At 35.7% G+C, this 10,722-nt stretch carries 8 protein-coding genes; all 8 read right to left on the minus strand.

What is annotated here, in order from left to right; genetic code table 11:
• Positions 1 to 121 precede the first annotated feature (121 nt).
• The 8 genes from uvrC to OZD63_RS00665 all read right to left on the minus strand — a co-directional run bounded on the left by uvrC (position 122) and on the right by OZD63_RS00665 (position 10,095).
• Complete coding sequence (uvrC, locus tag OZD63_RS00630) at positions 122 to 1,939, minus strand: excinuclease ABC subunit UvrC (RefSeq protein WP_274979514.1); 1,818 nt, start codon at positions 1,937 to 1,939, stop codon at positions 122 to 124.
• On the minus strand, positions 1,923 to 4,040 hold the full coding sequence (gene glyS / locus OZD63_RS00635; RefSeq protein ID WP_275007819.1) for a glycine--tRNA ligase subunit beta: 2,118 nt from the start codon (positions 4,038 to 4,040) through the stop codon (positions 1,923 to 1,925). The genes uvrC and glyS overlap by 17 nt, the downstream gene beginning before the upstream one ends.
• Before the next feature lie 3 nt (positions 4,041 to 4,043).
• Positions 4,044 to 4,883 carry a glycine--tRNA ligase subunit alpha gene (locus tag OZD63_RS00640; RefSeq protein WP_275007821.1) on the minus strand — a complete coding sequence of 280 codons (840 nt, stop codon included), beginning with the start codon at positions 4,881 to 4,883 and terminating at the stop codon, positions 4,044 to 4,046.
• A gap of 43 nt (positions 4,884 to 4,926) precedes the next feature.
• Complete coding sequence (locus OZD63_RS00645) at positions 4,927 to 5,685, minus strand: phosphatidylglycerophosphatase (protein WP_274979516.1); 759 nt, start codon at positions 5,683 to 5,685, stop codon at positions 4,927 to 4,929.
• A gap of 146 nt (positions 5,686 to 5,831) precedes the next feature.
• Complete coding sequence (hemB, locus tag OZD63_RS00650; RefSeq protein ID WP_275007822.1) at positions 5,832 to 6,827, minus strand: porphobilinogen synthase; 996 nt, start codon at positions 6,825 to 6,827, stop codon at positions 5,832 to 5,834.
• Positions 6,820 to 7,845: an NADH-quinone oxidoreductase subunit NuoH gene (nuoH, locus tag OZD63_RS00655; protein ID WP_274979518.1), complete on the minus strand. Its 1,026-nt coding sequence runs from the start codon at positions 7,843 to 7,845 to the stop codon at positions 6,820 to 6,822. The genes hemB and nuoH overlap by 8 nt, the downstream gene beginning before the upstream one ends.
• Positions 7,829 to 9,877: an NADH-quinone oxidoreductase subunit NuoG gene (nuoG, locus tag OZD63_RS00660; RefSeq protein WP_274979519.1), complete on the minus strand. Its 2,049-nt coding sequence runs from the start codon at positions 9,875 to 9,877 to the stop codon at positions 7,829 to 7,831. Before nuoG ends, nuoH begins: the two co-directional genes overlap by 17 nt.
• A 5-nt stretch (positions 9,878 to 9,882) precedes the next feature.
• A complete protein-coding gene (locus tag OZD63_RS00665; protein ID WP_006279675.1) occupies positions 9,883 to 10,095 on the minus strand; it encodes a hypothetical protein in 213 nt (70 codons plus the stop codon).
• Positions 10,096 to 10,722 lie beyond the last annotated feature (627 nt).

Below are 10,722 nucleotides of genomic sequence, written 5' to 3' on the forward strand. Positions count from 1 at the left end.
CTTGGATAGCTTTTTTGCATAGATATACCTCTTTCTTAACTATGCTTATTTTACCTCATATTTTCGAGATCCTTAACAGGTTCTAAGATATAAATTCCCTAATAATAAAACGGGTTTTGTGTCATTCCAGTACTCCTCTCTTATAATTCACGTATTTAAGAACGACTTCTGCTAAACCTTTACTAATTCCAGGTACGTTTTGAATTTCAGCCAGAGAAGCTTTGCTTATATTTTTCACTGAACCAAAATAAGACATCAACGCTTTTTTTCTTTTGTTGCCAATGCCGGGTATTTTGCTTAATTGTGAGACTATAAACTGTTTATCGCGTTTTTTTCTATGTGAAGTTATCGCAAAACGGTGGGCTTCATTACGCAGCGATTGTAAGTAAAGCATGACTTTGCTGTCATTTGCCAGACTGAATTCTTCCCTGCCCAGCATATAAAATCTTTCATTTCCTGCGTTACGATCAGGACCTTTTGCCATACAAGCAAAAGGAACGTTTATATTCAATACTTCCAGTACATTCTGTACTATGGAAACATGTCCTGGTCCACCATCAATCAGTAAAAAATCAGGTATTATGCCTTTTATATTGCCGGAGAAACGTCTGGTTAGCACTTCCCTCATCATTTTATAGTCATCGCCTGAAAATTTTTCCTTTATAGTAAATTTTCTGTACTCACTCTTTAAAAAACCCTCCTGCCCTGCAACAACCATTGCACCAATTTGTTGATTTCCAAATATATGGCTATTGTCATAAACTTCAATACGCTTTGGAATATTTGGTAACAAGAAGATTTTGCTAAGCTCCTCAAGCTTTTCTAGGTTATTTCTATAATCGATAAGCTTCTGCTCTAAGCTATGCTGAGAGTTATCATAAACAAATTTCAATAAATCACGCTCTTTTTTATTCTTTGCATGCAGAACTTTTACTGGCTTTTGAGCAACCTTATATAGTGCTTGTTCTATAATTTCCTTATCCACAATAGAATCTGGAACGTAAATTTGTATTGGAGGTATATTAGCTGAATTACAAAAATTGACCAAAAAGGTGGATAAAATTTCATCATTTGAGTGATCACCACAGTTCTCAGCAAAGTAAGGAGTGCTGCCGTAGTTGTCTTTATTTCTAAACGATAACACACTAATACATGCTAGATCCTCTTCACGTACAATACTGAAGAAATCTGCATCTTTTTCAAAAGAAAAATCCGCGTGCTGTATTTGAATTTGCTCAAGAAACTTTACCCGATCTCTATATATAGCAGCAAGCTCATAGTTTTCTTCACTGCTGCACTTTCTCATTGTGAAAAGTAACTGTTCTTTCACTTCCTTATTTCTTCCAAGCAATGTATTTCGTGCCTGTTTTACTGATTGGCAGTAGTCGTCTTTTGTGATTTTATCTACGCATGGTGCTGAGCAGCGCTTAATTTGATATTCAATACATGGTCTTTTTGTTGAGGAAAAGTATTGATCTGAACATACTCTTAGGAGAAAAGCTTTTTGCAATGACAATATAGTTTGCTTAACAGCAGCAGCAGATGTAAAGGGACCATAATAATGAAACTCATTCTTCTTAAATTTGCCTCTATATTTTGCTATTCTTGGATAATCGTGCTTGGAAATTGTTATATAAGGATAAAATTTTCCATCCTTGAGCACAATATTATAAAGTGGTTTCAATGATTTTATTAGCTGTGCTTCAAGAAGCAGTGCTTCGATTTCATTCTCAGTGATGAATATTTCAACCTTAATAACCTGTAAGAGCATAACTCTAATTCGTTCAGAAAGGTTTTCGAATTGAAGGTAGTCGGATAACCTCGACTTCAAGTTTTTTGCTTTTCCAACATATAAAACTTTATTCTTATCTCCAACCATCTTATACACGCCACAGGACTGTGGAGATGATTTGATTTGTTCTTTATATTGCCTGAGCATTTATCCATTGCTTAACCTGTATGAGGTTAAAATCTGCTACTAAATGAAAGATGGAAACTACATTTTCAAGCAAAGATAATCTGTTTCTTCTCAGCTTATCAGAATCACAGTTAATCTTTACACTGTCCATAAACTGATTGATAAACGGAGCAAAACCAGCAAGTTCATCAAGTGCTACATTAAAGTGGTTATTTTTTATCGCTTGTTTTATGTTTTTACAAGCAGTTATAGCACAATTTGATAGCGCAATTTCTTCACTTTCAATCAAAAACCTCTTACCGTAAGATGCACTATAAGTAGTGCCATCACTTTTTCTTACTTTGCTCATCATGTTACTGACTCTTTTGTAAGTGCTTAGAATCTGTTCACCTTCTGGCGTACTAAGATAACGATCCAATATAACAGTTTGCTTTTCTGCTGTCAGCAGATCATTAATACCGATTTTATGCAGTATTGAACCTATAGTATCTTGCCTTATATTTCTATTTTTTAAAATAACCTTGAATCTTTCTAAGCAGAATTTAAATACTAGTTCTGAAATTTGTTTTCTATTTGGCTTATCAGCTGACGTTGTATTTTTATTAAATAGAAGTCTTGAATATAAAGATACTGACTTATCTATCAATAGCCTAATTGGAATATGCAAATTATTTTCAAGTATTGTCCTAATGATACCAATTGTCATTCTCCGCAAACCAAACTGATCATACGAACCAGAGATTTTCTCACCTGCTGCAATTAAACCAACTAAGCTATCCACTTTGTCTGCAATTGACACAGCAATTGCTGAAGGGGATTTAGGACACTCCTGCTCTGGCCCGATTGGCTTATAGTGTTCAGTTATAGCTTCCACTATTTCTCTATCTTCTTGAAAATAAGAAGCATAATATCCACCCATTACTCCTTGTAATTCTGGAAACTCTCTTACTATCGATGTTGCCAAATCAGCTTTTGCCAAATATGCAGCACGTTCAACTTTTATCAGCGAGGCATGTGGAATAAATATGGCTATATACTTTGACAGAGCCGTAATACGTTTCACCTTTTCCCCCACGCTGCCAAGAAAAGCATGAAATAACATCGAACCTAATTTTTTGACATAATAATCTAGATTTTCCTTTTTATCTTGAGATATTAAAAATTGGGCATCAGCAAGACGTGCTTCTAATATTCTTTCGTGCCCTTTAACAACTTCACCATTGTTGACGTTGACAACAGTGACAAAGTGTGAAATTCTCTTTCCATTACTTAAAGCAAGGTATTTTTGTTGTGTATTAACTATACTAAGTATTACTTCCTTCGGTAATCCAAATGACTTTTCTTGATTTACTTCACCAAACAGTACGATTGGCAACTCTATAAGCCCCGTTAATTCATTCAGTAGATAATCATTTTTCTCAAGTTGTAAATTCTGCTCTTTTGTGAATTTATTAATCTGATCTAGTATAAATTGCTTTCTTTTGTCCATTTGGAGAATTACACTGTTTTTTTCTAGCAATTCAAAATAGTCTTTAGGTGTTTTAACAGTAAGCGCCGTACCACTTGAGAGAAATCGATGGCCATATGTTGTGTTAGATGCTGTAATCCCCGCAAAAGATACAGGTATTATTTCATCATTTAAAATGCATAAAATGTTTTTAATTGGCCTAACCCACCTTTCTTTTCCTTTGCCCCATCTCATACTTTTTGGCCAAGAGAAATTTTTTAATATTTCTCCTAGTTGATTTTTAAGAAACTCTTGAATGTTAAATGAGCAGCTTTCTCTTTTAATGAAGTAAAAATCCTCATTATTTACTTTTCGAACGAGCAAATCTTCTTCATTTTTCTGATATTTTCTTAAAAAACCTTCGATAGCACTTTTTGGTGCGTTAATGTTTGGTCCCTTAACTTCGTTATTGGAATCCTTTAGCTCCAAAGCATTTATGTTGTCGACAAATAGGGTAATGCGACGTGCCGTTACAAAAACCTCCATTGATGTAAATTTTACATTATTTTTGTTAAAAACATTGGCAATACAGCTCTTAACTTGAACTGTAGCTGAATTCTGCATTCTCGGTGGTATTTCTTCTGAAAGGCACTCAAATAACAACTGCAACGACATACGCTATTTACTCATGTACAATTCACAACATTTTTTTGTCAGCTCTCTAACTCTACCAATATAAGCTGTACGTTCATTCACACCAAGCACACCTCTTGCATCAAGCAGATTAAGTAGGTGACTAGTTTTAATACATTGGTCATAAGCTGCCATTGGTAGCTCCTTTTCAATAAGGAACTTGCACAATTTTTCCGTATCTTCGAATTGCTGCTGTACCACTTTAGTATCATAATAATCTAACGCTAGATAAGAAAATTCATATTCTCTTTGTTTAAAAATATTTCCATAAGTTACACCATTATCGTTCCAAGTTATATCGTAAACATTATCTACACCTTGTATGCACATTGCTAAACGTTCCAACCCATATGCCACCTCACCAGGAATCATCTTGCAGTCAATCCCTCCAACTTGCTGCATGTAAGTAAGCTGTGTTACTTCCATTCCATTGCATGTAACTTCCCAACCAAGTCCTGATGCACCAACACTTGGATTTTCCCAATCATCTTCAACAAACTTAATATCATATTTTTCTGTAGATATGCCAAGAACTTTTAAGCTATCTAAATAGACGTCTTGTAAATTATTACCAGATGGTTTTATTATAACTTGATATTGGTGATGTTGATACAAGCGATTAGGATTATCACTATAGCGCCCATCTGCTGGCCTAATTACTGGTTGTAAATATGCAATTCTTGTTGGTTTTGTATCAATTGCAGACATAATTGTTGCAGGATGTAATGTACCAGCACCAATTTCAGATGTGTATGGGTGAAGTATGACACAGCCTTCACCAGCCCAAAAATCTTGCAACTCCTTTATTATACTTTGTAGGTTCACACAAATTGTCACTTTTTATACTAAATATATAAATAAATAAGTACTATTCAATATTTATCTTTTTTGCAGCACTATGTAAATAATCACCTAAAACTGCTGAACTTTCTCTCACATACTGAATTATGCTTTTATTCAGGACAATTGCATCATGCATGGTTAAATCGCAGAATATAAACGCTGTTAAATACAGTAAAATCACTGCATAAAATGTGTGAAAAATCCCCTCAAATGTAATTGACATTGCATTATTATAGCTGAGTTGTATTGAACTTATTGGCCATGGTTTTATCACTTCTACGACATTAAAAAATACGTAAGGTATCATAAGAAAAAAGAAAAAGTGCACAAAATCATTAAACCAAAATGGGCATTGAAACATCTGCTTACATATATTCCCATAGAGTTTACTTACAGCATAATAAATTGACATTATTGCTGGCATTGAAAGTGCTACAGTCAGTACTTGCCCTGACGCTATTTGTATTACTATTTCTTCACCACTGTTTGCTGAAGGGTCTTGAGCATGAAAAACAAATATTCCAATTAATTGCATTACTAACATAACTATTGCCAATTTTGTAAAAACAGCAGCTACAACTATTCCTGAGTCTGGCATTTTATATAGTAAGTATTCGCCTCCATATGTAAGAATTAATATAACATCGACAATAAATAATATTAAAAAAGAAGACCAATAGCTCTGCCAACTTGGTAAATATCCTATTCCTAAAAGAGAGCTTACTGTTTTGGCAGGAAAAACCTTACCTAGCATCTTTCCCAAAAATTTAAAAAAAATCCCCATGTTCTAAGTAACACTTGGTTTATATTACTTATAATACTGTATTGTAACGGACTTATCAACAACTTAAAACATGTATTGAAAGATTTTAGGTAATATGCAGCAACAGTAGAAGAACGTGCGCCAAAATTTTAATAATTTTATAGGGCTTATGCACTTAAATTTTTTGCAATATCAAGTGCAGCGTAAGTGAATATTGCACTTGCACCCGCACGTTTGAAACCAATCAAAGACTCATAAATCACCTTGTCATAATCTAGCCAGCTATTATTTGCAGCAGCTTTTATCATTGCGTACTCACCGCTTACTTGGTAAGCAAAAATCGGAAAATTAAACTTATCACTTGCTGTTTTGATAATATCTAAATATGGCATACCTGGTTTAATCATAATAAAGTCTGCACCTTCATTTATATCCATTTCAATTTCGCACATTGCTTCGCGCGCATTTTTATAATCCATTTGATAACCACTTTTGTCTATAGAATGTGATAGCCCACATGAACCAACGACTTGCCTGAATGGAGCATAGAAGCTAGAGCAGTATTTCACTGCATAAGATAATATTAATACGTCTTGAAAGTTGTTATCATCTAATGATTTTCTGATTCTTCCTATTCTACCATCCATCATATCAGAAGGAGCAACTATATCACATCCTGCTTTCGCTAAAGCAAACGCTTGCTTACACAGCACTGATATAGTTTCATCGTTTTCTACATCCATCTGATTATCTTTTAAAATGCCGTCATGGCCGTGAATAGTGTATGGATCCAATGCAACGTCTGCAATAATACCAATTTCAGGTACCTTTAATTTTACAACACAAATTGCTCTGCAGATTAAGTTGTCAGAATTATATGCTTCCTCAGCGTTTTCAGATTTTAGTTTACTATCAACTACAGGAAAAATTGCAACAGCATTAATCCCTAAATCTTTAGCTTCCTTAACTATAGACACTAATCCATCTATTGAATAACACTTTACGCCTGGTAAGCCAGAAATTGGTTCAGTTGTTTCTTCTCTGTCATGAACAAACAGAGGAAGAACCAGATCATTTACTGATAAACTATTTTCACTTGTTAAATTGCGAACCCATTTGCTCGAGCGCCTGCGTCTTAATCTTGTATTTGGGAAATTAAACATTGGATCCAGGCAAATTCCCAGTAAAGAGCAACACCCCTGAAATGAGTATCACCCAAAACACTGATATTGGTAAAAATACTTTCCAACCAAGGCGCATTAGCTGATCATATCGATAACGAGGTATTGTTGCTCTAATCCAAATAAATACGAATAAAAGTATAATTATCTTCAAAACGAACCAAATTAAACCTGGAATTTTATAAAGCAAACCAAGTTCTAACGGAGGATACCATCCCCCCAGAAAGAATATTGTCATCATAGCACTTGCTAAAATCATATTTGCATATTCTCCAAGAAAAAAGAGGGCAAAAGGCATGGATGAATATTCAACGTTATATCCAGAGACAAGCTCTGCTTCAGCTTCTGGTAAATCAAATGGGTGACGATTGGTTTCTGCAAGCAAAGAAATAAAAAATATTATTCCTATAGGCATTAGTAGTAAATCAACCCAAAATGGCATATTGTGTTTCGCTACCGCCATCTCTCCAAGATTTAATGTTCCAGTGGTAATAACGACTGTAGCAACTATTAAGCCTATTGAAACTTCATACGAAATCATCTGAGCAGCCGACCGTATAGCGCCAAGAAATGCATAATTAGAATTGCTTGACCAGCCTGCAATAATCACGCCGTATACTCCCAGCGACGATATAGCTAGCACATAAAGCACTCCAACATTAATATTTGCTATAACCTTAGGAATAACTACTTGCTGGCCATTTTCTACAATTACTTCAGCACCAAACGGTATAACTGCCCAGGCAATTAATGCCAAGATAAAGGTAAGCATTGGAGCCATAATGAACAGTATGGTGCTCGCTCTAAATGGTATTATCGGCTCCTTAATCAGGAGCTTAATAGCATCTGCAAATGGCTGCAATAGCCCAAAAGGTCCAACTACACTTGGGCCGTGCCTCAGTTGAATTGCAGCAAGGACCTTACGCTCAAAGTATGTCAAATATGCAACTGAAAGTAGTAGCGGTACTAAAATAAATAAAATATTAACTAGCGTGTTCATAAAAAGCTTTAGTACAATCTGCCATTATTTCTGAAGCGCGACTTATTGAATCCGTCATATAAAAATTACACTCCTTTAAAGTAAAAGGTGTATTACTTAAATTTATTTTACCATTGCTAATTGGCACCCATGTGTTTTTTATCACTTGATCAGCATTTCTAAACTGTGGACCGATAGTATCTAATTTTTTTCTCACGTCAAATAAACTATCATATGGTAAGGAGAGATCCAAATATTGCGAGAGATTTTTAATAATTAACCAGTCCTCCTTTGCTTCACCTGGAGGAAATACAGCTAAATTTGTTCTTTGCACTCGACCTTCAGTGTTTACATAAGTTGCATATTTTTCTGTATATGCAGCACCAGGCAAGATAACATCTGCCACATGTGCACCCTTATCACCGTGATGACCTTGATAAATTACAAATGTGTTTTCTAACTTTGATGTGTCAATTTCATCTGCACCAAGAAGATAAACCACTTCTATTTCACCACTTTCTGCATGTTCCAATATTTGATTAATATCCCTTTCGCCTTTTTTAGGAACAAACCCAATATCTAGCCCACCAACTCTTGCTGCAGCTTTATGCAGCACATTAAAGCCATTCCAGTCATCTCTGATCATGTTAAATTTTTCTGCAATTTTGCCAGCCAGAACTAGAACTAATTCAGAATCATCTCTTACTAATGCATCTTGACCGATAATCAGCATAGGGTTTTGAGCAGCTACCAGCAGCTCACAGAATTTATGACTTCCATTTGCTATTTCACTCAAAATATCAGGATTATCGCCCAATTTCTCAACATGATACAAATATTCAATGTTAGGACCAACACTTGCAACAGGAAAGTTGCCCTGTAAATATCTCTTTCTCAATCTTACGTTAATGATCGGTGCTTCTATCCTTGGGTTTGTATTTATAAGCAGACACAAATCCGCATTCTCTATACCTTCAATAGTGGTATTGAACACATACGATCCACGATTATTTGGTATAAGTTTTGCACCATCTTGCCTACAGTCTATATTCCCCGAGCCGAGCTTCTGCATCACTTCTTTGAGTAGAAGCATAGACTCACAATCTGCTAAATCACCTGCAATTGCAGCTATTTTATTTGATTTTGTATTCTTTAATTTCTTTGCAGCAACAGTTAATGCTTCATTCCAATCAACTGGGGCTAATTTACCATCTTTTTTTATATAAGGTCGATCAAGACGCTGAACTTTTAGTCCATCATAGGCAAAGCGGGTTTTATCTGATATCCATTCTTCATTTACCTCTTCGCTCAGCCTTGGTAATATCCTCATAACCTCCGGGCCACGATAATCAACTCTAATTGCGCTACCCACAGCATCTAGCACATCTATAGTCTCACAATGTGATAGCTCCCATGGACGCGCTGTAAAGGAGTAAGGCTTTGAAGTTAAAGCTCCTACCGGGCAGAGATCTATGATATTTCCGGATAATTCAGAACTAATATGCCTTTTTATGTAAGTGCTAATCTCTACATTTTCTCCCCTTCCGATTCCTCCAAGTTCATTTGTACCTGCAACATCAGACAAAAATCTAACACACCGAGCGCAATGAATGCATCGATTCATCGCAGTCTCAATCAGTGGTCCGAAGTGTTTTTTTGGCACAGCCCTCTTATGCTCATCAAGTCTGCTGGTTCCTTTCCCATAAGCCATCGTGATATCTTGCAAATCGCATTCACCACCTTGATCGCAAATTGGGCAATCAAGCGGGTGGTTAATTAGCAAAAACTCAAGCACACCTTCACGTGCTTTTTTAACCTTAGGGGTATCAGTGTGAATAACCATCCCTTCTGCAACTGGCATTGCACAAGAGGCTACTGGTTTTGGAGGTCCACCCTCCACTTCAACCAAACACATTCTGCAATTACCAGCAATTGCTAAACGCTCATGATAACAAAAACGTGGAATTTCAACGCCCACAACCTCACAAGCTTGAATTATAGTGAGCCCATGCTCTACTTCACATTCCTTAGAATTAATAGTAACTTTAACCACAATTATTATACAGCTTCCCACTTTATAGGATTGCCGCTTACCTCATCTTCAACCAGATTGCCGTTGTCATATTGAGCAGACATATAATTCATGCGCGAATCACGATCTATATATCTAACAGGTTTTACCGGTTTATCTTTATACATTTTTTGCTCAGCTTTCTTACGCTGAGTAGGGTTATTTTTACTAGCTGTCTTTGCTTTCCCACCTGCTGCCATATAAACTCCTAAAAACTTTTCATTCTATTTTAACACTTAAGTATATAGCGTCAATATTTAATAACTTTAAAATTTCAATAGATCTCTTATTATGATCATTTTACAATCATTGTTTAAATAAAAAGTTACCCCTTGATGCCATTCCAGCGCATGACGCACAGCTGTACGAACATTGCAATTTGCAGGCGATTTGCGTGGCAGATTCAAGTAGCTGACACTGGTTTCCATCCAAAACAGCAGTAGCCCTTTTGGTGTCATTTCAGTGCTTGACACTGAAATCCAGGATTTTGATTGGATACTGAGTTGGTAAGCATAAAAGTATAGCTAACGCGAGCTCTACGTCATACCGCGATTTATTCGCGGTATCTCAAAGCATAGATCCCGCTAACAAGCAGCGGGATGACGATTGTCGTTTAGCTATAAATATTTAAGAAATTTACCAAATAAAAAAAAGGCAAAAGAAGCCCTGGGGTTATTATCTGCTTTAAAATATTGGCGTTTTTTATGTTTTAAACGCTTGACAAGCGAAATTCAGCTGCTTTTAATTGCAACTAACCTACGCTGCAAATGTTTAAGAAATTTACTAAGCAGAAAAAAAGACAAAGAATCCCCGAGTTAGCTAGTCTT

This window comes from Wolbachia endosymbiont of Drosophila leontia, from assembly GCF_028981785.1.
Taxonomy (GTDB): Bacteria; Pseudomonadota; Alphaproteobacteria; order Rickettsiales; family Anaplasmataceae; genus Wolbachia; species Wolbachia pipientis.

What these genes read in the sequence shown, in the direction of transcription:
- uvrC (WP_274979514.1), bottom strand. Translation starts at nt 1,939, where the DNA reads ATGCTCAGGCAATATAAAGAACAAATCAAATCATCTCCACAGTCCTGT.
- glyS (WP_275007819.1), bottom strand. Translation starts at nt 4,040, where the DNA reads ATGTCGTTGCAGTTGTTATTTGAGTGCCTTTCAGAAGAAATACCACCG.
- OZD63_RS00645 (WP_274979516.1), bottom strand. Translation starts at nt 5,685, where the DNA reads ATGGGGATTTTTTTTAAATTTTTGGGAAAGATGCTAGGTAAGGTTTTT.
- hemB (WP_275007822.1), bottom strand. Translation starts at nt 6,827, where the DNA reads ATGTTTAATTTCCCAAATACAAGATTAAGACGCAGGCGCTCGAGCAAA.
- nuoH (WP_274979518.1), bottom strand. Translation starts at nt 7,845, where the DNA reads ATGAACACGCTAGTTAATATTTTATTTATTTTAGTACCGCTACTACTT.
- OZD63_RS00665 (WP_006279675.1), bottom strand. Translation starts at nt 10,095, where the DNA reads ATGGCAGCAGGTGGGAAAGCAAAGACAGCTAGTAAAAATAACCCTACT.